The following is a 24,712-nucleotide window of genomic DNA, read 5'->3' on the forward strand; positions in this document are numbered from 1 at the left end:
GCGCTGCGCCTGCCGGCATTACACCCAGTCCCGAATCGTAATAAAGTCTTTCAGGGCAGCCTCCGGGCTGCCTTCTTTTGGCTCGTAGCTGTACTCCCAGCGAACCAGCGGCGGCATCGACATTAGAATGGACTCCGTGCGCCCGCCGGTCTGCAGGCCAAACAGCGTACCGCGATCCCATACCAGGTTGAACTCTACATAGCGCCCGCGGCGGTAAAGCTGGAACTCGCGCTCGCGCACGCCGTAGTCGGTATCTTTACGCCGCGCCACGATCGGCAGATAGGCCCCGGTATACCCTTCACCTACCGCCCGCATAAAGCTGAACGCGGTATCAAAATCTGGCGTGTTGAGATCGTCAAAGAACAGCCCACCAATGCCGCGCTGCTCATCACGGTGCTTCAGATAAAAATAGTCATCGCACCATTTTTTAAATTTCGGGTAGATGTCATCCCCAAACGGCTGACAGAGATCGCGTGCGGTGGTGTGCCAGTGCACGGCATCTTCTTCAAACCCGTAGTAGGGCGTTAAGTCAAAACCGCCGCCAAACCACCAGACCGGATCGGCTCCGGGCTTTTCAGCAATGAAAAAGCGCACGTTGGCATGGCTGGTCGGCACATACGGGTTGTGCGGATGAACCACCAGCGATACGCCCATTGCTTCGAAGCTGCGGCCTGCCAGTTCTGGTCGATGGGCCGTGGCGGAAGCAGGCATCGCGTCTCCGTGGACGTGGGAAAAATTGACGCCAGCCTGCTCAAAGATGCCGCCGTTACGCAGCACGCGGCTGCGTCCGCCGCCACCGGCTTCGCGCTGCCAGCTATCTTCCTGAAATTCACCGCCATCTGCGGCGGCCAGTTTCTGGCAAATCTCATCCTGCAGCTGCAGCAGGAATGTTTTTACCAGCTGTGCATTGGGTTTCATCAACGTTTCCTGGAGTGCGCTTTCTGGTTATCGAACCAGTTGAAGTAACTGATTATGCCTGAGGCAATGGCGTTGGCGATCTTCTGGCGAAACGCGGTGGTGCCGAGCAGGCGTTCTTCCTCCGGGTTGGTGATGAACGACGTCTCCACCAGCACGGACGGAATTGACGGCGACTTAAGCACCACGAACGCCGCCTGTTCGGTGCTCCTGCTGTGCAGGCGATGCACCGGTTTAATCTTCTTCAGAATATGCGAGCCGAGCGTCAGGCTGTTTTTAATGGTGTCCGTCTGAACGAGGTCAAACAGCACCTGCTGTAACAGATGATCTTTGTCGGTGGCTTTTTTCCCCGCAACCTCATCCGCCCGGTTTTCACGATCGGAGAGATATTTCGCCATGGCGCTACTCGCCCCACGGTTGGAGAGGGCGAACACCGAAGCCCCCGCCGCCGACGGGTTGGTAAAACCGTCCGCGTGAATCGACATAAACAGATCGGCACCGTGCTGGTGGGCGATCTCTACGCGGTCGTACAGCGGAATAAACGTGTCGCCAGAACGCGTCAGGCGGGCGTCAATGCCATTGCTGCGTAAAATTGCGCGCACATTTTTTGCAATCGCTAACACGACATGCTTTTCTTTCGCACCGTTTTTACCAATAGCGCCGGTATCAATTCCGCCGTGACCGGGGTCCAGCATGACCAGACGCTTCGCGCCCGGCTTTTTCGATTTCGGTTTACTGTGTCCGTTACTGGTTTTGAGCGTGCTCTCTTCTTTAGCCTGAGCCTGCTGTGCGATGCCCGTTAACGTTAAGGCCGCCAGCCCCGCTTTGAGAACCTGACGACGCGATGTGAGTGCTTTTAATGGTTTGAATGTGCTCATGCGGCCTGAATTGTAAAAATTGGGGTCCTGGTGTTATATCGTATCGTGATTAGCGTTACGACAGTCCTTATTGAGAATTGTTTTACTTTTCATTTCAATACGTGACAAAGTGACATTATGCCAAATTTTGGCGAGTTTTTCCCCGGTTATTGGCTAAACGCGATGTTCACGCCATAATCACTGTTTTTAAACCCGAAAAGGCGGTTAATACCATGGAGATACGCGTTTTTCGCCAGGAAGATTTCGAAGAGGTGATCACCCTTTGGGAGCGCTGCGATCTGCTGCGTCCGTGGAACGATCCGGAAATGGATATTGAACGTAAGCTGAATCACGACGTCAGTCTGTTTCTGGTGGCAGAAGTCAACGGCGAGGTGGTGGGAACAGTGATGGGCGGGTACGACGGCCATCGCGGCTCGGCCTATTATCTGGGCGTGCACCCGGAATTTCGTGCGCGCGGCATCGCCAATGCGCTGCTCAATCGACTGGAAAAGAAACTGATTGCCCGCGGCTGCCCGAAGATTCAGATCATGGTGCGGGAAGATAACGACGTGGTGCTGGGCATGTATGAACGCCTGGGTTATGAACACGCGGACGTACTGAGCTTAGGTAAGCGCCTGATAGAAGATGAAGAGTACTGAGATCCATCCGGCAGATTATGATGCGCAAGGGCGTGTCAGGCTGCCCTTTTTGTTCTGGTGCGTTCTGCTGCTGCAGGCCCGTACCTGGGTGCTGTTTGTGATGGCCGCCGCCTCGCGCGGGCAGGGCGATACGCTTCTGACGCTCTTTTATCCCGATCATGATGCCTTCTGGCTCGGCTTGCTGCCGGGCGTGCCGGCGGTGGTGGCGTTTTTATGCAGCGGGCGACGGCATACGATCCCGCGCCTGTGGGGTGCGCTTCGCTGGCTGCTGATCCTCGCTCAGCTTGCGCTGCTCGTCTGGCAACCGGTGCTCTGGTGGAGCGGTGAACCGCTTACGGGGATCGGTATTGCGCTGGTCGTGGCGGATATCGTGGCGCTGCTGTGGCTGCTGACGAATCCCCGCCTTCGCGCCTGTTTTACGCATCAGGAAGATTAACCTGGCACTTTTTGCCGATACCGCACTCCAACAAGCGTTGATTTAACTCGTAAGGACGTTTCAATGAAATCGTTGCGTTTACTTTTATGCGCTCTCCCGCTGGCGTTAACCGGCTGTTCAACGCTCTCATCAATTAACTGGTCTGCGGCCTATCCGTGGAACTGGTTTGGCTCTTCAACGGAAGTGACCGAGCAGGGCGTGGGTAAAATTACCGCCGCGACGGCGCTGGATCAGGACGCCCTTCAGGATGCACTGGGTGGCGGTTATCGCCTGCGCAGCGGCATGAAAACAGAAAACGGCAATATCGTGCGTTATTTCGAAGCGCTGAAGGGTGACACGCTGGCGCTGGTGATTAACGGTGATAAAGGCACGGTAAACCGCATTGCTGTGATGGACGACGACATCCCAACCGAAAGCGGTGTGAAAGTGGGAACCCCGTTTAGCGAACTCTATAAACAGGCCTTCGGCAACTGCACCAGCGCCCCGTCTGACGACGGCGTGGCGGTGGAATGTAAAGCGCAGGGCAGCCAGCACATCAGCTATCTCTTCACCGGTACCTGGAGTGGTCCGGAAGGTTTAATGCCGTCTGACGACACGCTGAAAAGCTGGAAAGTGAGCAAAATTATCTGGAAGCAGTAATTTGCGCCTGAACAAACCGTCTCGCTGAAATACGGGTATAATAGCCGCCATCAATGCCACGCTGACGTGGCATCTTTATTTCAGGAGGAGCGATGTCTCAGGTTCAGAGTGGCATTTTGCCAGAACATTGCCGCGCGGCGATTTGGATTGAAGCCAATGTTAAAGGGGATGTGGATGCCCTGCGTGCGGCCAGTAAAGCGTTCGTTGATAAGCTGGCCACCTTCCAGGCCAAATTCCCGGATGCCCATCTGGGCGCGGTCGTTGCCTTTGGTCATAACGTCTGGCGTCAACTGAGCGGTGGCGAAGGTGCCGAAGAGCTGAAGGATTTTATCCCTTACGGTAAAGGCCTGGCACCCGCAACGCAGTTCGACGTGCTGATCCACATTCTCTCGCTGCGTCATGATGTGAACTTCTCCGTTGCCCAGGCGGCGGTTGCGGCTTTTGGTGACAGCATTGACGTTCAGGAAGAGATCCACGGTTTCCGTTGGGTGGAAGAACGCGACCTGAGCGGCTTCGTTGACGGAACTGAAAACCCGGCGGGTGAAGAGACGCGTCGGGAAGTGGCGGTAATCAAAGACGGTGTCGACGCGGGCGGCAGCTATGTATTCGTCCAGCGCTGGGAGCACAACCTCAAGCAGCTGAACCGCATGAGCGTGCATGACCAGGAGATGATGATTGGCCGTACGAAAGAGGCCAACGAAGAGATCGACGGCGATGCCCGTCCTGTTACCTCTCACCTGAGCCGTGTTGACCTCAAGGAAGACGGAAAAGGTCTGAAGATTGTTCGCCAGAGCCTGCCATACGGCACAGCAAGCGGTACCCACGGTCTTTACTTCTGTGCGTACTGCGCGCGCCTGCATAACATCGAACAGCAGCTGCTGAGCATGTTTGGCGATACCGACGGCAAGCGTGACGCCATGCTGCGCTTCACCAAACCGGTGACCGGCGGCTACTACTTCGCCCCGTCCGTCGAGCGTCTGCTGGCGCTGTAAGTGCTTTCCACCCTCTCCCGCACGGAGAGGGCTGGGGTGCGGACCACGACGGGCTGCACCCTTATTCTCTTTTCTGCTTGTAAATCACCAAACGGTATATAAAACCGTTACTCCTTTCGTCCTCGTTATAAATATTATGACTATAAGATAGTCATCACATTTATAAGGGTGCGCAATGGCCGTTACTGTACTGAAAAAAGGATCGCTGGCACTGGCAGGTTTGCTGCTGGTGGCACAGGCGCAGGCTACTGAGCTGCTGAACAGTTCGTATGATGTTTCCCGCGAGCTGTTTGCCGCCCTTAACCCACCGTTTGAACAGCAGTGGGCGAAAGACAACAACGGCGACAAGCTGACCATTAAACAGTCACACGCAGGGTCGTCCAAGCAGGCGCTGGCCATTCTCCAGGGGCTGAAAGCGGATGTGGTGACCTATAACCAGGTCACTGACGTGCAGATCCTGCACGACAAAGGCAAGCTGATCGCCGCTGACTGGCAGAGTCGTTTGCCGAACAACAGCTCGCCGTTCTACTCCACCATGGGTTTCCTGGTACGTAAAGGCAACCCGAAAAATATCCACGACTGGAATGACCTGGTGCGTTCCGACGTGAAGCTGATTTTCCCGAATCCAAAAACCTCCGGTAACGCGCGCTATACCTATCTGGCTGCGTGGGGCGCGGCGGACAAAGCTGACGGTAACGATAAAGCGAAAACCGAGCAGTTCATGACCCAGTTCCTGAAAAACGTCGAGGTGTTTGATACCGGCGGTCGCGGCGCGACCACGACCTTTGCAGAGCGCGGACTGGGCGATGTGCTGATCAGCTTTGAGTCGGAAGTGAATAATATCCGCAAACAGTACGACGCGCAGGGCTTCGAGGTCGTTATCCCGAAAACCAATATCCTCGCCGAGTTCCCGGTAGCGTGGGTAGATAAAAACGTGCAGTCCAACGGTACAGAGAAAGCGGCAAAAGCTTACCTCAACTACCTGTACAGCCCACAGGCGCAGACGATCATTACCGATTACTACTACCGCGTGAATAACCCGGATGTGATGAACAAACTGAAGGATAAATTCCCGCAGACCGAGCTGTTCCGCGTGGAAGACCATTTCGGCTCCTGGCCTGATGTCATGAAAACGCATTTTGCCAGCGGCGGTGAGTTAGACAAATTGCTGGCGGCGGGGCGTAAGTAATGTTTGCAGTCTCTACCAGACGTGTGCTGCCGGGCTTTACCTTAAGCCTCGGGACCAGCCTGCTGTTCGTCTGCCTGATCTTATTGTTGCCGCTCAGCGCGCTGGTGATGCAGCTTGCGCAAATGAGCTGGGCGCAGTACTGGGAAGTGATAACCAACCCGCAGGTCGTCGCAGCCTATAAGGTGACGTTGCTGTCGGCGTTTGTGGCGTCCATTTTTAACGGGGCCTTTGGCCTGCTGATGGCGTGGATCTTAACCCGCTACCGTTTCCCGGGCCGTACGCTGCTCGACGCGTTAATGGACCTGCCGTTTGCGCTGCCGACGGCGGTGGCGGGCTTAACCCTTGCCTCGCTCTTTTCCGTGAACGGGTTTTACGGTGAGTGGCTGGCGAAGCTTGATATCAAAGTGACCTATACCTGGCTCGGTATCGCGGTCGCGATGGCGTTTACCAGCATTCCTTTTGTTGTACGCACCGTGCAGCCAGTGCTCGAAGAATTAGGCCCTGAATACGAAGAAGCGGCGGAAACGCTGGGTGCCACGCGCTGGCAGAGCTTCCGCAAGGTCGTCCTGCCTGAGCTTTCTCCAGCGCTGCTGGCCGGTATCGCGCTGTCGTTTACCCGTAGCCTCGGTGAGTTCGGCGCGGTTATTTTCATTGCCGGGAACATTGCGTGGAAAACCGAAGTCACCTCGCTGATGATTTTTATCCGCTTGCAGGAGTTTGATTACCCGGCGGCGAGCGCGATTGCCTCGGTCATTCTTGCCGCATCGCTGCTGCTGCTCTACTCAATTAACACTCTGCAAAGTCGCTTTGGTCGACGCGTGGTAGGTCACTGATGGCGGAAGTTACTCAATTGAAGCGATACGATGCTCACCGTATCAACTGGGGAAAATGGTTTCTGATTGGTACGGGCGTGCTGGTGTCCGCCTTTATTCTCGTCGTGCCGACGATTTATATTTTTGTTCAGGCGTTCAGCAAGGGGTTGATGCCCGCGCTGGAAAACCTGGCGAACCCGGATATGCTGCACGCCATCTGGCTGACCGTACTGATTGCGCTTATCACGGTGCCGGTCAACCTGGTGTTCGGTACGCTGCTGGCCTGGCTGGTAACGCGCTTTAACTTCCCGGGACGTCAGCTGCTGCTGACCCTGCTGGATATCCCGTTTGCCGTGTCGCCGGTAGTGGCCGGTCTGGTTTATCTGCTCTTCTACGGCTCTAACGGCCAGCTGGGCGGCTGGCTGGATGAGCATAACCTGCAGGTCATGTTCGCCTGGCCGGGCATGGTGTTGGTCACGGTGTTTGTAACCTGTCCGTTTGTGGTGCGCGAACTGGTCCCGGTGATGTTAAGCCAGGGCAGCAATGAAGACGAAGCGGCAATTCTGCTGGGCGCATCCGGCTGGCAGATGTTCCGCCGCGTGACGCTGCCGAATATTCGCTGGGCGCTGCTCTACGGCGTCGTGCTGACCAATGCCCGCGCCATTGGCGAGTTCGGTGCAGTTTCGGTCGTCTCGGGCTCCATCCGCGGCGAAACGCTGTCGTTACCGTTACAGATTGAATTACTGGAACAGGACTACAACACCGTCGGTTCCTTTACTGCCGCAGCGTTACTGACGCTGATGGCGATTTTGACCCTGTTTTTGAAGAGTGTGGTGCAGTGGCGTTTAGAGAACCAGGAAAAACGTCAGCACCAGGAGGGAAATCATGAGCATTGAGATTGCCAATATTAAGAAGTCTTTTGGTCGCACCCAGGTGCTGAATGATATCTCGCTGGATATCCCTTCCGGACAAATGGTGGCACTGCTCGGGCCGTCTGGCTCGGGTAAAACCACGCTGCTGCGCATTATCGCCGGGCTTGAGCATCAGACCAGCGGACATATTCGTTTTCACGGTACCGACGTAAGCCGTTTGCATGCCCGCGACCGTAAAGTGGGCTTTGTGTTCCAGCATTACGCGCTGTTCCGCCATATGACCGTGTTCGATAACATCGCTTTCGGTCTGACCGTGCTGCCTCGCCGCGAGCGCCCGGATGCGGCCACCATCAAAGCGAAAGTGACCAAACTGCTGGAGATGGTACAGCTTGCGCATCTGGCTGACCGCTTCCCGGCGCAGCTTTCCGGCGGCCAGAAGCAGCGCGTCGCGCTGGCGCGGGCCTTGGCCGTTGAGCCGCAAATTCTGCTGCTGGATGAGCCGTTTGGCGCGCTGGATGCGCAGGTGCGTAAAGAGTTACGCCGCTGGCTGCGTCAGCTGCATGAAGAGCTGAAATTCACCAGCGTCTTCGTCACCCACGATCAGGAAGAGGCGATGGAAGTCGCGGACCGCGTGGTGGTGATGAGCCAGGGGAACATCGAACAGGTTGATGAGCCAGAGCAGCTCTGGCGTGAACCGGCGACCCGATTTGTCCTCGAGTTTATGGGCGAAGTTAACCGGTTGCAGGGCACCATCCGCGGTGGGCAATTCCACGTGGGCGCACACCGCTGGCCGCTGGGATACACCTCCGCACATCAGGGGCCGGTCGATCTGTTCCTGCGTCCCTGGGAAGTGGACGTGAGCCGCCGGACGAGTCTGGATTCACCGCTGCCGGTGCAGGTGCTGGAAGCTAGCCCTAAAGGGCACTACACCCAATTGGTGGTACAACCGCTGGGCTGGTATACCGAGCCGCTGACGGTGGTGATGCGTGATGACGAGCCGCCGTACCGGGGCGAACGCCTGTTTGTTGGGCTGCAGCATGCCCGTATTTATCATGGCAATGAGCGCATAGAGACGCGCGAGGATATTGCTCTGGCGGAGTCAGCCTGATAGGTTAATGACACGTAGTTTGACCGGAGGCGCTGCGCTTAGCCGGTCTGGAATATGATCTCCGTATGCCCGGAGCGCTGCGCGCCACCGGGCTTTTTATTGGACAGCGATCTTGAACACATTAGAACACACCATCGGCAACACCCCTCTGGTCAAACTTCAGCGCATGGGGCCGGACAACGGCAGCGAAATCTGGGTCAAACTCGAAGGCAATAATCCTGCCGGTTCGGTGAAGGACCGGGCTGCGCTCTCCATGATTGTGCAGGCCGAAAAACGCGGTGAAATTCAGCCCGGCGACGTGCTGATTGAAGCCACCAGCGGTAACACCGGTATTGCGCTGGCGATGATTGCCGCGCTGAAAGGCTATCGCATGACGTTGCTGATGCCCGATAACATGAGCCAGGAGCGCCGTGCGGCGATGCGTGCCTATGGTGCCGAACTGATTCTGGTCTCTAAAGAAGAGGGGATGGAAGGGGCGCGCGATCTGGCGCTAGCCATGGCCGAACGCGGTGAAGGCAAACTGCTCGATCAGTTTAATAACCCGGATAACCCGTACGCTCACTACACCACTACCGGTCCGGAAATCTGGCAGCAGACCAACGGGCGCATCACTCACTTCGTCTCCAGCATGGGCACGACAGGGACCATTACCGGCGTATCCCGTTTTCTGCGCGAGCAGGAAAAGGCGGTAACGATTGTGGGTCTGCAGCCGGAAGAGGGGAGCAGCATACCGGGTATTCGCCGCTGGCCGGCGGAATACATGCCGGGTATTTATAACGCCCAACTGGTGGATCAGGTGCTGGATATTCATCAACGCGAGGCGGAGAATACGATGCGTGAACTGGCCGTGCGTGAAGGTATCTTCTGCGGGGTCAGCTCGGGTGGCGCGGTAGCGGGAGCATTGCGTGTTGCGCAGGCACATCCCGGGGCTGTCGTGGTGGCGATTATCTGCGACCGCGGCGATCGCTATCTTTCTACCGGCGTCTTTGGTGAAGAGAGTTATACGCAGGGGGCGGGGATTTAAGCGTCATGGAGATGATTTTATTCCGGGATAACACCCGGGCGCAGCAAACCGATATTGTCGCGGTACAGTCGCAGGTGGTTTACGGCAGCGTGGGGAACAGCATTGCGGTGCCGAACATTCGTACCCACCGGCTGACCGTCACCGCCGTGCCGACCGTGCTGTTCAGCAACACGCCGCACTACGATACCTTTTACGGCGGCGTGATCCCCGATGAGTGGTTCAGCGGGTATCTTAAGGCGCTGGAAGAGCGCGAGATCCTGCGCGAGCTTAAAGCCGTTACCACGGGCTACATGGGCAGTGCCAGCCAGATAAAATGCCTGGCGCAGTGGCTCAACACGATCAAAGCGCAGCATCCTGACCTGCTGGTGTTGGTTGACCCCGTTATTGGCGATATTGACAGTGGGATGTATGTGAAACCTGATATCCCTGAGGCGTATCGGGAGTACCTGCTGCCACTGGCGCAGGGGATCACGCCTAACGTCTTTGAGCTGGAAGTGTTAAGCGGTAAACCGTGTCGTACGCCTGAAAGTGCCATAGCGGCAGCGCAGGGGTTACTTTCCGACACGCTGAAATGGGTGGCCATCACCAGTGCGCCGGTGGCGGACGATCCGGAGAATATTCACGTGGTGCTGGTTACCCGAGACGGTGTGACCGTCAGTGCGCATCCGCGTGTTGAAACGGACCTGAAAGGCACGGGCGATCTCTTCTGTTCAGAGCTGGTAAGCGGGATCGTTGAGGGCAAAACCGTTGCCGATGCGATTCGCATGGCCGGAGACCGCGTCACTGATGTGATGATTTATACGCAGTCGAAAGGCTACGACGAGCTTATCCTGCCCGCATAAACAAAAATGGCGCCCGAAGGCGCCATTTTTCTGTGCGGCAAGAATTACTTCTTGATGCGGATAACCGGGGTTTCACCCACGGTGACGCTGCCAGACAGTTTGATCAGTTCTTTGATTTCGTCCATGTTGGAGATAACAACCGGCGTCAGGGTAGACTTGGCTTTTTCTTCCAGCAGTGGCAGATCGAATTCAATGACCGGGTCGCCAACTTTAACACGCTGGCCTTCTTCCGCGATACGTTTGAAGCCTTCGCCTTTCAGTTCAACGGTGTCGATACCGAAGTGAACGAACAGTTCGATACCGCTATCAGATTCGATAGAGAACGCATGGTTGGTTTCAAAAATTTTACCGATGGTGCCGTCAACTGGAGCAACCATTTTGTTGCCAGTTGGTTTGATAGCAATGCCATCACCAACGATTTTCTCAGCAAACACTACATCCGGCACGTCTTCGATGTTGACGATCTCGCCGGAGAGCGGAGCAACAATCTCAATAGTTCCGGAGTCTTTCTTATCATCAGAAACCAGAGATTTCAGTTTATCGAACAAACCCATGATCTTCTCCTAAGCAGTAATTTGGGCCGCATCTCGTGGATTAGCAGATTGTTTTTTCTTCAATGAACTTGTTAACCAGCGTCATTAACTCGTCCGTTGTCGGTTGAGCAAGAGCCTGCTCTGCTAACACCTTCGCATCTTCGAAGTTCGTGTTACGGATAATCTTCTTAATGCGCGGGATGGAAATGGCGCTCATAGAGAATTCGTCCAGACCCATACCCAGCAACAGAAGTGTAGCACGTTCGTCGCCTGCAAGCTCACCACACATGCCAGTCCATTTACCTTCTGCATGAGAAGCATCAATAACTTGCTTGATCAAGTTCAGTACGGACGGTGACATTGGCTGGTAGAGATGTGAAATCATATCATTACCACGGTCAACTGCCAGGGTGTACTGCGTTAAATCATTGGTACCGATACTAAAGAAATCAACTTCTTTGGCTAAATGACGCGCAATGGTCGCCGCCGCAGGTGTTTCCACCATCACGCCGATCTCAATTGACTCGTCAAATGCTTTACCTTCGTCGCGCAGTTCCTGTTTGTAGATTTCGATCTCTTTCTTCAGTGCACGCACTTCTTCAACAGAGATGATCATCGGGAACATGATGCGCAGTTTACCGAAAGCAGACGCACGCAGGATAGCGCGAACCTGATCGCGCAGGATCTCTTTACGATCCATCGCGATACGAATTGCACGCCAGCCCAGGAACGGGTTCTCTTCTTTCGGGAAGTTCATGTATGGCAGCTCTTTGTCGCCACCGATATCCATGGTACGGACGATAACTGCCTGAGAGCCACACGCTTCAGCCACAGCTTTGTACGCAGCAAACTGTTCTTCTTCAGTTGGCAGCGCGTCACGGTCCATGAACAGGAATTCAGTACGATAGAGACCCACACCTTCCGCGCCGTTGCGCTCAGCGCCATCGACGTCACGTACGGTACCGATGTTTGCGCACACTTCAACCTGATGACCGTCCAGAGTGATGGCTGGCAGGTCTTTCAGCTTAGCGAGTTCCGCTTTTTCAGTCGCAACCTGCTCCTGAACCGCGCGCAGTTTTTCGATCTCTTCGTTAGTTGGGTTGACGTAAACCACGTTGTTTACGGCATCCAGAATCAGATAATCGTCGTTTTTGACCTGAGAGGTGACGCTACCGGTACCCACAATGGCAGGCAGTTCCAGAGAACGCGCCATGATAGAGGTGTGGGAGGTACGGCCGCCCGCGTCAGTGATGAAACCGAGGACCTTTTTCAGGTTCAACTGTGCGGTTTCAGACGGGGTCAGATCGGCGGCAACCAGGATGACTTCATCCTGAATAGCGCTCAGGTCGATAATGGCCAGACCCAAGATGTTGCGCAGCAGGCGCTTACCGATGTCACGTACGTCAGCCGCACGCTCTTTCAGGTATTCATCATCCAGTTCTTCTAGGGCAGTTGCCTGACCTTCGATAACTTCATGCGCAGCAGCGTCTGCCGTCATGCTTTTATCTTTAATCAGGGCTATGATTTCCTGCTCCAGCTCCTCATCTTCGAGCAGCATGATGTGCCCTTCGAAGATGGCTTCTTTTTCTTCACCGAAAGTTTCGCCAGCTTTAGTCTTGATTGCTTCCAGTTGCGCAGATGCCTTGGCACGACCGCTCAGAAAACGTTCAACTTCCTGATCAACCTTGTCGGCAGAAATTTTTTTCCGGTCGATGACGATCTCGTCTTCTTTCAGCAGCAGTGCTTTGCCGAAAGCGATACCCGGGGATGCTAAAATGCCTGAAATCATAACCCTACCTTACTTGTGACTGATATTTAAAAGAACCCGGAAACTTACTCGAGCTCAGCCATCAGTTTTACCAGATGCTCAACTGCTTTCTGCTCGTCTTCACCTTCAGCAGAGATGGTGACAACGGTACCCTGAGTCAGACCCAGAGTCTGCAGTTTGAACAGGCTTTTTGCGCTGGCGCTTTTGCCGTTGGAAGTCACAGTGATTTCAGAAGTGAAGCCTTTCGCTTCTTTAACAAACTGAGCAGCAGGGCGGGTGTGCAGACCGTTCGGAGCGGTAATGGTAACTTCTTGCTGGAACATTGTATTTCCCCAACTTATAGGTTTAGTGTTGTGGAACTAAAGTCTAGCCTGGCGACTTAACTTTAGCCTGTATTGTTAGCGCTGACGTTTCGATCGTCATTAAACATTATGCAGCGAAAGCAAGACTTGAACCAAATCATAAAATCGATTCAGCAAGGCTATTTCGTTCACTGATTAATTTCACGCATCAAAATAATTGCTGGTTTAAATACCAGACCCAACGGGGTGAATCAATGCCAGGAGGGGTAAAACTTTGAAGCAGGCCACAAAAAAGCACCCAAAAAGGTGCTTTTTTACGCGTTATTAACATGCTGGCATTACTGTTGCAGTTCTTTTTCAGTGAACAGATCGGCAAACAGTGCGGTGCTCAAGTAACGCTCACCCGATGAAGGCAGGATAACCACAATGTTCTTATTGGTAAAGGCCTCATCTTCCTGAAGTTTGAGCGCTGCCGCAACAGCAGCACCGGAAGAGATGCCCGCCAGAATACCTTCCTCGTCCATCAGGCGACGTGCGGTAGAGATAGCTTCTTCGTTGGTGATGGTCACCACTTTATCAATAAGCTTCAGATCCAGGTTGCCCGGAATGAAGCCGGCACCGATACCCTGAATTTTATGTGGGCCGGGTTTGATCTCTTCGCCCGCCAGCGCCTGGGTGATCACCGGTGAGTCGGTTGGTTCCACGGCAACGGTAATCAGGTCTTTTTTACCTTTTGTGCCTTTTATATAGCGCGACACGCCAGTCAGGGTTCCGCCGGTGCCTACACCGGAGATAAATACATCAACCTGACCGTCGGTATCTTCCCAAATTTCCGGGCCGGTGGTCTTTTCGTGAATTTCCGGGTTCGCCGGGTTGCTGAACTGCTGCAGCAGCAGATATTTCGCCGGATCGCTGGCAACAATCTCTTCTGCTTTCTGAATCGCACCCTTCATGCCTTTGGCACCTTCGGTCAGTACCAGATTCGCGCCCAGCGCTTTCAGCAGTTTGCGACGTTCGATGCTCATGGTTTCAGGCATGGTCAGCGTCAGTTTATAACCTCGCGCCGCCGCAACATAGGCCAGTGCGATACCGGTGTTACCGCTGGTCGGTTCAACCAGCTCAACGCCTGGCTTCAGCACGCCACGTTTTTCAGCATCCCAAATCATATTTGCACCGATACGGCACTTCACGCTGAAGCTCGGGTTACGTGATTCGACCTTCGCCAGAATGCGTCCATTACCGATACGGTTCAGTCGAACCAGGGGCGTATGACCGATAGTCAGCGAGTTGTCTTCATAAATCTTACTCATGGCCTGTCCTTAACTGTATGAAATTGGGATACCGTCCCAGCATACCTGTTGAACAGGTAGGGGGAAGTAAGGAATTCGCATATCTATATACTGCAAGGAAATAATGGGGATCAGTATGGAATAAGGGGCGGCATAAGCCACCCCCTTTTTACACATTTTTGCATTACTTCCATAACGCGTGCTTAGCACGGTAGCAGTCAACCCACATCGCCGTTGCGCCGCAAACGGCGACCGGCATGATGAACAGGTTGAGCACCGGGATCATGGTGAACAGGCTGGTCAGCGCCCCGAACTGCATATTCGCGACTTTTTGCGTGCGCAGGGCGCTGCGCATCGTCTTGAACGGCACCTTGTGGTTATCGAACGGATAATCGCAGTACTGGATTGCCAGCATCCAGGCGCTGAACAGGAACCACAGCACCGGGGCCACCGTCTGACCGACGCCAGGGACAAAATAAAGGATAAGCAGCACAATGGCGCGGGGAAGATACCAGGCAAACTTCTGCCATTCGCGCTTCATGATGCGTGGGAGATCTTTCATGATCCCCACCATGCCCGTATCCGGCGGCGTTGCACCGGTAAGACGTGCTTCCAGCTGTTCTGCCAGCAGGCCGTTAAACGGCGCCGCTATCCAGTTTGCAATCGTCGAGAAGAAGTAGCCGAACACCAGCAGCACGGAGATAACCGCTACCGGCCAGAGCAGGTAATTCAGCCACTGCAGCCAGTCCGGCACATGGCTCATCAGCGAAGGGATCCAGCTCTCCAGTTTGGTGAACAGCCACCAGAACGCGCCGCCCATCAGGATAATGTTAATCAGCAACGGCAGAATGACGTAGCGACGAATCCCCGGCAGTGAGACCAGTTTCCAGCCCTGAGAAAAATACCAGACGCCGCTGCGCGGGGGAGAAGATGATGTTGAAACCATAACCAGGCTGTACTCCTTTTTTCACAACCAGTGGAATTGCCCGCCTATATTATCCACTTACGGACCAATGACCAGTTCGGAAATGTTCGAAAAAACAGCAAAAAGCACGATTTAGTTCATCTTTATGCTGTGAATGCTCTGCACACACTTGCACTTGACGTAAACGGCAAATACTCTTAGTGAGTAAATGTTTGCCGTGGTGGCAAGGTGTTAGAACAACAGAGAATATAATGATGCAGGATTTGCGTCTGATATTAATCATTGTTGGCGCGATCGCCATAATCGCTTTACTGGTACATGGTTTCTGGACCAGCCGTAAAGAGCGTTCCTCTATGTTTCGCGATCGCCCACTGAAGCGCATGAAGTCCAGTCGTGATGACGATGACAGTGAAAATGACATCGACGGAAGCGACGACGACGGCGTGGGTGAAGTTCGTGTTCATCGGGTCAATACTGCGCCCGGCGCGGCTCATGGGGAGCATGAAGCCCCTCGTCAGCCTCCGCAGCACCAGTATCAACCGCCGTATGCTTCTGCACAGCCGCGCCAGCAGGCGCCGCAGCCTGGAGAAGAGCCGGTGCGTCAGCCGCCGCAACAGCCTGTCCATCAGCAGCCTGCTGCGCCACAGCCGGTTCAGCAACAGCCTGTGCAGCAACCTGCGCCACAACAGCCTGCACAGCCGGTACACCAACCGCAGCAGCCTGTTCACGTGCAGCCTGCACCTCAGCCTGCGCCGGCCCCGCTCGTTGAACCAGAGCCCGTGGTTGAGCCAGAACCGGTTGTTGAAAAACCGCAGCGTAAAGAAGCGGTCATCATCATGAACGTGGCTGCGCATCATGGCACCCACCTGAATGGCGATGTCCTGCTTAACAGCATTCAACAGGCAGGCTTCAAGTTTGGCGACATGAATATTTTCCATCGTCACCTGAGTCCTGACGGTAGCGGTCCGGCGCTGTTTAGCCTGGCCAATATGGTCAACCCTGGCACCTTTGACCCGGAAATGACCGGTGATTTCGTGACGCCGGGTGTCACTATCTTCATGCAGGTGCCGTCCTACGGTGATGAACTGCAAAACTTTAAGCTGATGCTGCAGTCCGCACAGCACATTGCTGACGAAGTCGGTGGTGTGGTGCTCGACGATCAGCGTCGTATGATGACGCCGCAGAAACTGCGCGAGTATCAGGACCGCATCCGCGAAGTTAAGGAAGCCAACGCGTAATCATCGCGTTTACATCGACTCCTCCTCAACCCCCGCATGTCGGGGGTTTTTTCTCATTGATGGTGTGATATGGACTCAATCGAACAACAACTCACTGAACTGCGAACCACGCTTCGCCATCATGAATACCTCTATCATGTTATGGACGCGCCGGAAGTGCCGGATGCGGAGTATGACCGTCTGATGCGCGAGTTGCGCGAGCTAGAGGCGCAGCACCCGGAATTGATTACGCCCGACTCACCCACGCAGCGCGTGGGTGCGGAGCCGCTGGGTGCTTTCAGTCAGGTACGTCATGAAGTCCCAATGTTGTCTCTGGATAACGTCTTTGATGAAGAGAGCTTCCTCGCGTTTAACAAGCGCGTGCAGGATCGCCTCAAAAGCAGCGACTCCCTGACCTGGTGCTGCGAGTTGAAGCTGGATGGTCTGGCGGTCAGCCTTCTCTATGAAAACGGTGTGCTGGTGCGTGCCGCGACGCGGGGTGATGGTACGACGGGTGAAGACATTACCACCAACGTACGCACCATCCGTGCGATCCCGCTGAAGCTGCAAGGGGATAATATTCCAGCCCGACTGGAAGTGCGCGGTGAAGTATTCCTCCCGCAGGCGGGCTTCGAGAAAATCAACGAAGAGGCGCGCCGTACCGGCGGGAAAGTGTTTGCTAACCCGCGTAATGCGGCGGCAGGCTCCTTGCGCCAGCTTGATCCCCGTATCACCGCGAAGCGACCGCTTACTTTCTTCTGCTATGGCGTCGGGATTCTGGAAGGCGGTGAACTGCCGGATACCCATCTTGGACGTTTATTGCAGTTTAAAGCGTGGGGCCTGCCGGTGAGTAACCGTGTTCAGCTGTGCGACTCCCCGGAAGCCGTGCTGGCGTTCTACCACAAAGTGGAAGAAGACCGCCCGACGCTTGGTTTTGATATTGATGGCGTGGTTATCAAGGTTAACTCACTTGCGTTGCAGGAGCAGTTAGGCTTTGTGGCGCGCGCGCCACGCTGGGCAGTGGCGTTTAAATTCCCGGCGCAGGAGCAGATGACCTTTGTCCGTGACGTGGAGTTCCAGGTGGGCCGTACGGGCGCGATTACCCCAGTTGCCCGTCTGGAGCCGGTGCAGGTTGCCGGCGTGCTGGTGAGTAACGCCACGCTGCATAACGCCGATGAAATTGAACGTCTCGGCCTGCGCATTGGTGACAAAGTGGTGATTCGTCGCGCGGGCGATGTTATCCCGCAGGTGGTGAACGTGGTTGAGTCAGAGCGTCCTGACGATACGCGCGCCATCGTGTTCCCGACGCATTGCCCGGTATGTGGATCTGACGTTGAGCGCGTTGAAGGTGAAGCGGTGGCTCGCTGTACGGGTGGCTTAATCTGCGGGGCACAACGTAAAGAGTCACTGAAGCACTTCGTTTCCCGTCGGGCGATGGACGTCGACGGAATGGGCGACAAAATTATCGATCAGCTGGTAGAGAAAGAATATGTTCATACGCCTGCAGATCTCTTCAAACTGACCGCGGGTAAACTCACGGGTCTTGATCGCATGGGACCTAAGTCGGCCCAGAATGTGGTTAATGCCCTGGATGCTGCCAAAGAGACAACCTTTGCCCGATTCCTTTATGCGCTCGGTATTCGCGAAGTGGGCGAAGCCACGGCGGCGGGGCTGGCGGCGTATTTCGGTACGCTGGAAGCTCTGGAAAAAGCGAGTATTGACGAGCTGCAGAGAGTCCCGGACGTGGGGATTGTCGTCGCGACGCATGTCTTTAACTTCTTTGCCGAAGAGAGCAACCGCGAGGTGATCGGCAAGCTGCTGGAAGAGGGCATCAGATGGCCGGCTCCGGTCGTGGTCAACGCTGACGAGATCGACAGCCCGTTTGCCGGCAAAACGGTCGTTCTGACCGGCAGCCTGAGCCAGCTTTCACGTGATGATGCTAAAGCGCGACTGGTTGCGCTGGGCGCAAAAGTGGCAGGCAGCGTGTCGAAGAAAACCGACCTGGTTATTGCCGGGGAGGCCGCCGGTTCGAAGCTTGCTAAAGCTCAGGAGCTGGGCATTGAGGTTATCGACGAAGCGGAAATGATGCGCCTGTTAGGAGAGTAACGTGGAGAAAGAGCAGCTCGTTGAGATCGCCAACACGGAGATGCCATTCGGTAAATATAAGGGCCGCAGGCTGATTGATTTACCGGAAGATTATTTGCTGTGGTTTGCCCGCAAAGATGGGTTCCCGGCTGGACGACTGGGTGAGCTGATGGCTATCACGTTACTGATTAAAACCGAGGGGCTGACGCAGTTGGTTCAGCCCCTGAAACGTCCTTAAGCTTTCGCGGCGCGGGTCTCTTCCTGCGCCTGTTTTTCCGTCTGGCGTTTGTAACGACGCGCCAGCACCGCGCAGACCATCAGCTGGATCTGATGGAAAATCATCAGTGGCAGTACCATCATCCCTATCATTGAGGTCGGGAAGAGAATGTTTGCCATAGGAATGCCGTTCGCCAGGCTCTTCTTCGAGCCACAGAAGACAATGGTAATTTCATCGGCTTTGTTGAAGCCGCACTTGCGGGCCACAAAGACGTTTACGCCAATCACAATCGCCAGCAGAACAAGGCTGACCACCACGATAAACAGCAGCGAGCCTGCGCCCACCTTATGCCAGATGCCATTCACAACCGCTTCACTGAAGGCTGAATAGACCACCAGCAGAATCGATGACTGGTCGGTTTTTGAGATCCATTTTTTGTGCTTTGCAACAAACGCGCCCGTCCACGGACGAGAGAGATGACCCAGCACAAACGGCAACAGCAGCTGCAGACAGATTTTACCTACCTGTTCCAGGTTACCTTCCGCGCCGTGCATGTTCATCAGCAGACCCACCAGCAGCGGCGAAACGAAAATCCCTAACAGGCTGGATGCCGACGCTGAACAGACTGCGGCTGCGACGTTACCGCCCGCCAGAGAGGTAAACGCGATAGCGGACTGCACGGTGGCCGGCAGAATGCACAGATACAGGAAGCCGGTATAAAGGGCCGGGTCGACATTCACCGGCGCCCACCATGCGAACAGTACGCCGAGTACAGGGAAGAGGATGAACGTGCTGCACATCACCCACAGATGCAGTCGCCAGTGGCTCCCCCCCGCAATAATGGCTTCGCGTGAGAGCTTTGCGCCGTGCATAAAGAACAACAGCGCGATGGCCGCGGTCGTCAGTCCTTCAAAAAAAGGAACGAACCCGCCCCGTGCGGGGAAGAAGGAGGCCAGTAATACCGTGACAACCAGAGTAAGCGTAAACGGATCAAGAATACGAAATAGTTTCATAATGACTCCTGAAAACAGATATCGCTATTGTGCTTTTTTCCGTTTGAGAAATAAAATTGATTTATTGCATCCATTCATGAATTAAACAGATGAATTATTCCTTACGCCAGCTTCGCATCTTCGTCACCGTAGCCCATGCCCGCAGCTTCAGCCGGGCAGGGGAGATCATCGGCCTGAGCCAGTCCGCGGTAAGCCACAGCGTGAAAGAGCTGGAGAGCCAGACGGGTGTCCGGCTGCTTGATCGCACCACGCGTGAAGTCGTGCTCACGGAAGCCGGACAGCAGCTGGCTCAGCGCCTTGAACGGCTGCTGGACGAACTCAACAGTACGCTCAGAGATGTAGGTCGACTGGGACAGCAGCTGTCGGGTACCGTGCGGGTTGCGGCCAGCCAGACGATATCCGCGCACCTTATCCCGCAGTGTATTGCAGAGGGTAATCATCGCTATCCGGATATCGATTTTGTTTTGCATGACAGGCCGCAGCAGTGGGTGCTGGAGAGCATCCGTCAGGGTGATGTGGATTTTGGTATTGTTATCGATCCCGGTCAGGTGAGTGACCTGGAATGTGAAATTGTGCTTTCTGAGCCGTTTCTGTTGCTTTGCCGGGACGACGATCCGCTAGCCGTGCAGCCGTCTGTTCACTGGCAGGCGTTGCAGGGAGCGAACCTGGTATTACAGGATTATGCCTCAGGCAGCCGTCCGCTGATTGATTCTGCGCTGGTGACGCAGGGCGTTAAGGCGACCATTGTGCAGGAGATTGGACACCCGGCAACGCTGTTTCCCATGGTGGAGGCCGGCATAGGGATCAGTGTATTACCCGCCCTGGCGCTCCCTTTGCCGCAGGGAAGCCGTCTGGTCGTGAAGCGACTGACGCCTGCTATTGAGCGAAAACTGATGCTGGTACGGCGAAAAAACCGTTCACTCTCCGGGGCTGCGCAGGCTATCTGGGAAGTGGTGCGTATCCAGGCGCAACGATTAACCGAGGCCCGTATACGCGATCCACTGTTTAACTCAACAGAGCGTTAGACGTAGATGTCTATTTGATGATTGTCTGATGCGTTCTTCGGGCCTTCCACGTTGACCAGACTTTGCTCTTGTTTCTTCTGGGCTTCTTCCGCCTGCTGGCGCTGCAGCTGTGCGAGCTGTGCCTGCAGCACTTTGATTTGCACCTGGATAAGCTCCTGCTGTTTCTTCTTCTCTTCCGCACTGCCGGAACCGTTCGCAACCTCTTTTAACTGTTGAGTCAGCTTGGTTATCTTGTCAGTGATACGGCTGATCTGGGCAGCGATATCGTTGCCGCCGGAAGAACGACTCCCGCCACCGCTGGTTTGAATGGGCTGGGTTGTAGCCTGAATGGTCGTCATACTTTTTCCTCTCGCTGTAAAAAAGAGGTATCGGCGCCAACGCAATTAGCTTGAGCAAAACTGCCATATCTGGCAGGGAAAGGTATTGATACCAAATCAGTATTGATGGTGCCGAGAAAGTGTATTGGAGGTAACCCGCAGGCTCCAGATATAAGACTAAGGTCATGCGATCGGTGATATCGCGATCTTAATTCTCAAGGAGCTTTTATGACCCTCTCGAATAATCCCTGGTTCTCTGCCGACATCATTCGTGCCGCTAAACCTGATTTCACTCCGCGGGTTGCGTTTATTCTCGGCTCTGGTCTTGGCGCGCTCGCCGAGCAGATTGTTGATGCTGTAGTACTGAGCTATGAAAAACTGCCGGGCTTCCCGGTGAGCACCGTTCACGGTCACGCCGGTGAGCTGGTGTTGGGGCATCTTGCCGGTGTTCCGGTCGCCTGTATGAAAGGGCGCGGTCACTTCTATGAGGGCCGCGGCATCGCCGTCATGACCGATGCAATCCGCACCTTCAAACTGCTGGGCTGCGAACTGCTGTTCAGTACCAATGCCGCCGGTTCATTACGTCCGGAGGTTGAACCGGGAAGCCTGGTTGCCCTCAGCGACCACATCAACACCCTGCCGGGTACCCCGATGGTCGGGCTGAACGATGACCGTTTTGGCGACCGTTTTTTCTCGCTGGCCAATGCTTATGATGCAGATTGCCGTGCCCTGCTGCAGACCGTGGCGAGCGAGAAGGGCTTTCCATTGCATGAAGGGGTGTTTGTCTCTTATCCAGGCCCTAACTTCGAAACCGCGGCTGAGATCCGCATGATGCAGATCATCGGCGGAGATGTGGTGGGAATGTCAGTGGTGCCGGAAGTGATCTCGGCGCGCCACTGTGGCCTGAAGGTGGTCGCCGTTTCGGCCATAACCAACCTTGCTGAAGGTTTGAGCGATGTAAAACTGTCGCATGAACAAACGCTTGCCGCCGCCGAACTCTCTCGCCAGAACTTCATCGATCTTATCTGCGGTTTTCTGCGCCAGCTTGCCTGAGCGAAACAACATCGTGGCCCGTGAGGGCCACTCTGCCATAAGGAATCGGGTATGAACATCACGACGCGCTTAAAGATGATGTCCTTTATGCAATATTTTATCTGGGGAAGCTGGCTCGTTACTCTCGGCGCTTACATGATTAACACCCTGGGTTTTTCCGGCTCTGACGTGGGGATGGTCTACAGCTCGAAGGGGCTTGCCGCGATCGTGATGCCCTCGCTGGTGGGCATTATTGCCGATAAGTGGCTGCGGGCAGATCGTGCATATGTGATTTGCCATCTCGTCTGTGCCGTTGCGCTTTGCTATGCCGCGCAGGTCAATGAGCCGGGGCTGATGTTCTGGGTCATGCTGGTTAATGCCATGGCCTTTATGCCGACCATTGCGCTATCGAATACCCTTTCCTACTCCTGTCTTGAGCAGGCAGGGCTGGACACGGTGACCCATTTTCCAACGGTGCGGGTCTATGGCACGGTAGGCTTCATTGTGGCGATGTGGGCCATAAGCCTGATGGGGGCAGAGTTAACCAACATTCAACTCTACATTGCTGCTGCCGCGTCGCTGGTACTGGCGCTCTATTCACTGACGTTACCGGCCATTCCGGTGGCGAAGAATAAAACCTCATCGTCGCTGACAAGCAAACTTGGCCTGAATGCGTTCGTCCTGTTTAAACAGCCCCGAATGGCGGTGTTCTTTTTGTTTGCGATGCTGCTGGGCGCCGTGCTGCAAATCACCAATACTTTCGGTAGCCCCTTTCTGCATGATTTTGCGCGTAATCCGGCGTATGCGGAAAGCTTTATCGTTAAATATCCTTCTATTTTGCTCTCCGTCTCGCAGATGTCAGAGGTGCTGTTCATCCTGACCATTCCTTTCTTCCTCCGACGTTTTGGCATAAAAACCGTGATGCTGATAAGCATGGTGGCCTGGATGCTGCGTTTTGGACTCTTTGCGTATGGCGATCCTTCCGCGACAGGCGTCGGGCTGTTGATGCTGTCAATGCTGGTCTATGGTTGCGCGTTCGACTTCTTCAACATCTCCGGCTCGGTGTTTGTCGAACAGGAGGTAAGCGCTGATATCCGCGCCAGCGCGCAAGGGCTGTTTATGACGACCGTTAACGGTATCGGTGCTTATTTCGGATCGGTATTGAGCGGCGCGGCGGTAGATTATTTCTCCGTGGATGGGGTGAAAGACTGGCAGACCATCTGGCTGGTATTTGCGGCGTATGCGTTGGTGCTCGCCGTGGTGTTTTATTTCAGCTTTAACTATCGCCACACCAGTCAAAACAGCGAGTTGCGCACAGTTGCGCATTAAAGTTTTCCCGGCAGGCGGTGAAAGGCTTTAAGGTGGGAGCATAAGTGTTATCGCCAGGATATGTGTTGATGGAACGCGTCTACCGAACCGACCTTAAGCTGCTGCGCTATTTTCTGGCCGTCGCTGAGGAACTTCATTTTGGACGGGCTGCGGCCCGTCTCAATATGTCGCAGCCGCCGTTGAGCCTGCATATAAAAGAGCTGGAAAGTCAGCTCGGTACCTTACTGTTTATTCGCCACTCACGAAGCGTCGCCTTGACCCATGCGGGTAAAGTGTTGATGGAAGAGTCCCGTCGACTGCTTGCCAGCGCAAACCAGGCACTGGCGCGGGTCGAACAAATTGGACGGGGTGAGGCGGGGCGGATTGCGCTGGGCATTGTCGGTACCGCCATGTGGAGCGAAGTGCGCACGGTCATGCGCACATTTTTGAAAGAGCATCCGAACGTTGATGTCGTCTTTCGCGAAAAGTCGCCGGTAATGCAAATGGCGCTGCTGGAGCGTCGGGAGTTGGATGTCGGGATCTGGCGAATGGCAACCGAGCCCACCGCAGGGTTTACCAGTATCCGCTTACGGGATGCGGCGTTTCTGGTTGCGCTGCCGGAGGATCACCGGCTGGTGGGGGAAAGCGCAATTGCGCTCACCGAACTGCAGAATGAGTACTTTGTAACTATGCCGTCTGCGCATTCTGACTGGTCGTTCTTACAGCGAGTGTGTCAGCAGGCCGGTTTTTCACCGATGATAGTGCGTGAAGCCGATGAACCACAGACGGTGCTGGCAATGATCAGCATGGGAATGGGGATTACGTTAGCTGCTGACAGCTATGCGCAAATGCAGTGGCCCGGTGTGGTATTTCGTCCATTACAGGTACGTATACCGGCAGATTTGTATGTGGTGTATGACGAGAAGCAGGCGACACCGGCGATTAAGTCGTTGATCGCAACGTTGACGGAAGAGTGATGTTATACCGCAGATAGCAAAAAAGCGCCTTTAGGGCGCTTTTTTACATTGGTGGGTCGTGCAGGATGACTCGCTTCGCTCGCCCTTCGGGCCGTCGCCGTAAACGGCTCCGTTGCCTCACTGCGTTCGGCTCGGACCTGCTGCAGGTTCGAATCATCCATACCGCAGATAGCAAAAAAGCGCCTTTAGGGCGCTTTTTTACATTGGTGGGTCGTGCAGGATTCGAACCTGCGACCAATTGATTAAAAGTCAACTGCTCTACCAACTGAGCTAACGACCCGAAATGGTGGGCGATGACGGGCTCGAACCGCCGACCCCCTCCGTGTAAAGGAGATGCTCTACCAACTGAGCTAATCGCC

Annotated in this window: 26 protein-coding genes, 1 tRNA gene and 1 other RNA gene; 17 read left to right on the forward strand and 11 right to left on the reverse strand. The window is 54.9% G+C overall.

The annotated features are described in order from the left end of the window. Positions 1–18: 18 nt before the first annotated feature. Positions 19–918, reverse strand: coding sequence for an oxygen-dependent coproporphyrinogen oxidase (gene hemF, locus QMG44_RS20565; RefSeq protein ID WP_025203494.1), 900 nt, complete (start codon positions 916–918; stop codon positions 19–21). Continuing rightward, the gene (gene amiA / locus QMG44_RS20570; protein WP_014171098.1) at positions 918–1,793 is read right to left on the reverse strand and encodes an N-acetylmuramoyl-L-alanine amidase AmiA; all 876 of its coding nucleotides are present in this window, start codon (positions 1,791–1,793) and stop codon (positions 918–920) included. The genes hemF and amiA overlap by 1 nt, the downstream gene beginning before the upstream one ends. 212 nt (positions 1,794–2,005) lie before the next feature. Here amiA and QMG44_RS20575 point away from each other — a divergent pair, with 212 nt between their 5' ends. From QMG44_RS20575 to pdxK, 10 genes are all read left to right on the forward strand, one after another. Next, positions 2,006–2,431: a GNAT family acetyltransferase gene (locus QMG44_RS20575; RefSeq protein WP_020883079.1), complete on the forward strand. Its 426-nt coding sequence runs from the start codon at positions 2,006–2,008 to the stop codon at positions 2,429–2,431. Further along, complete coding sequence (locus tag QMG44_RS20580; protein WP_047955930.1) at positions 2,418–2,867, forward strand: DUF2919 domain-containing protein; 450 nt, start codon at positions 2,418–2,420, stop codon at positions 2,865–2,867. Before QMG44_RS20575 ends, QMG44_RS20580 begins: the two co-directional genes overlap by 14 nt. 63 nt (positions 2,868–2,930) lie before the next feature. Then, positions 2,931–3,506 (forward strand): RpoE-regulated lipoprotein, encoded by a 576-nt coding sequence (locus tag QMG44_RS20585; protein ID WP_020883081.1) that lies wholly within the window; start codon positions 2,931–2,933, stop codon positions 3,504–3,506. Between the two features lie 92 nt (positions 3,507–3,598). Then, a complete protein-coding gene (locus QMG44_RS20590; RefSeq protein WP_014171094.1) occupies positions 3,599–4,498 on the forward strand; it encodes a Dyp-type peroxidase in 900 nt (299 codons plus the stop codon). 175 nt (positions 4,499–4,673) lie between these two features. Then, the gene (locus tag QMG44_RS20595; protein ID WP_047743027.1) at positions 4,674–5,687 is read left to right on the forward strand and encodes a sulfate ABC transporter substrate-binding protein; all 1,014 of its coding nucleotides are present in this window, start codon (positions 4,674–4,676) and stop codon (positions 5,685–5,687) included. Beyond that, positions 5,687–6,520, forward strand: coding sequence for a sulfate/thiosulfate ABC transporter permease CysT (cysT, locus tag QMG44_RS20600; RefSeq protein WP_020883084.1), 834 nt, complete (start codon positions 5,687–5,689; stop codon positions 6,518–6,520). The genes QMG44_RS20595 and cysT overlap by 1 nt, the downstream gene beginning before the upstream one ends. Next, entirely contained in the window at positions 6,520–7,395 is an 876-nt protein-coding gene (gene cysW, locus QMG44_RS20605) for a sulfate/thiosulfate ABC transporter permease CysW (RefSeq protein WP_086532233.1), read from the forward strand. The genes cysT and cysW overlap by 1 nt, the downstream gene beginning before the upstream one ends. Next, positions 7,385–8,479, forward strand: coding sequence for a sulfate/thiosulfate ABC transporter ATP-binding protein CysA (gene cysA, locus QMG44_RS20610; protein WP_014171090.1), 1,095 nt, complete (start codon positions 7,385–7,387; stop codon positions 8,477–8,479). Before cysW ends, cysA begins: the two co-directional genes overlap by 11 nt. Before the next feature lie 112 nt (positions 8,480–8,591). Continuing rightward, entirely contained in the window at positions 8,592–9,503 is a 912-nt protein-coding gene (gene cysM, locus QMG44_RS20615; RefSeq protein WP_014171089.1) for a cysteine synthase CysM, read from the forward strand. Positions 9,504–9,508: 5 nt separating this feature from the next. Next, positions 9,509–10,345, forward strand: a complete 837-nt coding sequence (gene pdxK / locus QMG44_RS20620) for a pyridoxine/pyridoxal/pyridoxamine kinase (RefSeq protein WP_020883086.1) — start codon at positions 9,509–9,511, stop codon at positions 10,343–10,345. Positions 10,346–10,389: 44 nt separating this feature from the next. On the opposite strand, the gene crr is transcribed toward pdxK, so the two are convergent. From crr to cysZ, 5 genes are all read right to left on the reverse strand, one after another. Then, on the reverse strand, positions 10,390–10,899 hold the full coding sequence (gene crr / locus QMG44_RS20625) for a PTS glucose transporter subunit IIA (protein ID WP_003861316.1): 510 nt from the start codon (positions 10,897–10,899) through the stop codon (positions 10,390–10,392). Positions 10,900–10,939: 40 nt separating this feature from the next. Next, on the reverse strand, positions 10,940–12,667 hold the full coding sequence (gene ptsI, locus QMG44_RS20630) for a phosphoenolpyruvate-protein phosphotransferase PtsI (RefSeq protein ID WP_014171087.1): 1,728 nt from the start codon (positions 12,665–12,667) through the stop codon (positions 10,940–10,942). Between the two features lie 44 nt (positions 12,668–12,711). Further along, positions 12,712–12,969: a phosphocarrier protein Hpr gene (ptsH, locus tag QMG44_RS20635; protein ID WP_000487600.1), complete on the reverse strand. Its 258-nt coding sequence runs from the start codon at positions 12,967–12,969 to the stop codon at positions 12,712–12,714. 317 nt (positions 12,970–13,286) lie between these two features. Then, entirely contained in the window at positions 13,287–14,258 is a 972-nt protein-coding gene (gene cysK, locus QMG44_RS20640) for a cysteine synthase A (RefSeq protein ID WP_020883087.1), read from the reverse strand. Between the two features lie 163 nt (positions 14,259–14,421). Further along, a complete protein-coding gene (gene cysZ / locus QMG44_RS20645; RefSeq protein WP_086532234.1) occupies positions 14,422–15,183 on the reverse strand; it encodes a sulfate transporter CysZ in 762 nt (253 codons plus the stop codon). 230 nt (positions 15,184–15,413) lie between these two features. Here cysZ and zipA point away from each other — a divergent pair, with 230 nt between their 5' ends. From zipA to QMG44_RS20660, 3 genes are all read left to right on the forward strand, one after another. After that, positions 15,414–16,400, forward strand: coding sequence for a cell division protein ZipA (gene zipA, locus QMG44_RS20650; protein ID WP_020883089.1), 987 nt, complete (start codon positions 15,414–15,416; stop codon positions 16,398–16,400). 69 nt (positions 16,401–16,469) lie between these two features. After that, positions 16,470–18,485, forward strand: coding sequence for an NAD-dependent DNA ligase LigA (ligA, locus tag QMG44_RS20655; protein WP_025203500.1), 2,016 nt, complete (start codon positions 16,470–16,472; stop codon positions 18,483–18,485). Between the two features lies 1 nt (position 18,486). Further along, positions 18,487–18,702, forward strand: a complete 216-nt coding sequence (locus QMG44_RS20660; protein ID WP_014171082.1) for a DUF3820 family protein — start codon at positions 18,487–18,489, stop codon at positions 18,700–18,702. Here QMG44_RS20660 and QMG44_RS20665 read toward each other — a convergent pair. Then, positions 18,699–19,694, reverse strand: coding sequence for a bile acid:sodium symporter family protein (locus QMG44_RS20665; protein ID WP_014171081.1), 996 nt, complete (start codon positions 19,692–19,694; stop codon positions 18,699–18,701). The two genes, QMG44_RS20660 and QMG44_RS20665, sit on opposite strands and share 4 nt — an antisense overlap. Positions 19,695–19,783: 89 nt before the next feature. Here QMG44_RS20665 and QMG44_RS20670 point away from each other — a divergent pair, with 89 nt between their 5' ends. Further along, positions 19,784–20,719, forward strand: coding sequence for a LysR family transcriptional regulator (locus QMG44_RS20670; protein ID WP_086532236.1), 936 nt, complete (start codon positions 19,784–19,786; stop codon positions 20,717–20,719). Here QMG44_RS20670 and QMG44_RS20675 read toward each other — a convergent pair. Further along, a complete protein-coding gene (locus QMG44_RS20675) occupies positions 20,716–21,057 on the reverse strand; it encodes a FlxA-like family protein (protein WP_020883093.1) in 342 nt (113 codons plus the stop codon). The two genes, QMG44_RS20670 and QMG44_RS20675, sit on opposite strands and share 4 nt — an antisense overlap. Before the next feature lie 207 nt (positions 21,058–21,264). Here QMG44_RS20675 and xapA point away from each other — a divergent pair, with 207 nt between their 5' ends. The 3 genes from xapA (at position 21,265) to QMG44_RS20690 (ending at position 24,353) form a co-directional block, all read left to right on the forward strand. Next, on the forward strand, positions 21,265–22,089 hold the full coding sequence (gene xapA / locus QMG44_RS20680; RefSeq protein WP_014171078.1) for a xanthosine phosphorylase: 825 nt from the start codon (positions 21,265–21,267) through the stop codon (positions 22,087–22,089). Between the two features lie 51 nt (positions 22,090–22,140). After that, the gene (locus tag QMG44_RS20685; protein WP_086532237.1) at positions 22,141–23,397 is read left to right on the forward strand and encodes a nucleoside permease; all 1,257 of its coding nucleotides are present in this window, start codon (positions 22,141–22,143) and stop codon (positions 23,395–23,397) included. 68 nt (positions 23,398–23,465) lie between these two features. Beyond that, the gene (locus QMG44_RS20690; protein ID WP_020883096.1) at positions 23,466–24,353 is read left to right on the forward strand and encodes a LysR family transcriptional regulator; all 888 of its coding nucleotides are present in this window, start codon (positions 23,466–23,468) and stop codon (positions 24,351–24,353) included. 49 nt (positions 24,354–24,402) lie between these two features. Here QMG44_RS20690 and QMG44_RS20695 read toward each other — a convergent pair. Together QMG44_RS20695 and QMG44_RS20700 are read right to left on the reverse strand one after the other, a co-directional pair. Continuing rightward, a non-coding RNA gene (locus QMG44_RS20695) (RtT sRNA) lies at positions 24,403–24,530 on the reverse strand. Between the two features lie 27 nt (positions 24,531–24,557). Continuing rightward, positions 24,558–24,633: transfer RNA gene (locus tag QMG44_RS20700), tRNA-Lys, on the reverse strand. Between the last annotated feature and the right edge of the window lie 79 nt (positions 24,634–24,712).

Source organism: Enterobacter sp. 200527-13, from assembly GCF_027924865.1.
GTDB lineage: Bacteria > Pseudomonadota > Gammaproteobacteria > Enterobacterales > Enterobacteriaceae > Enterobacter > Enterobacter ludwigii.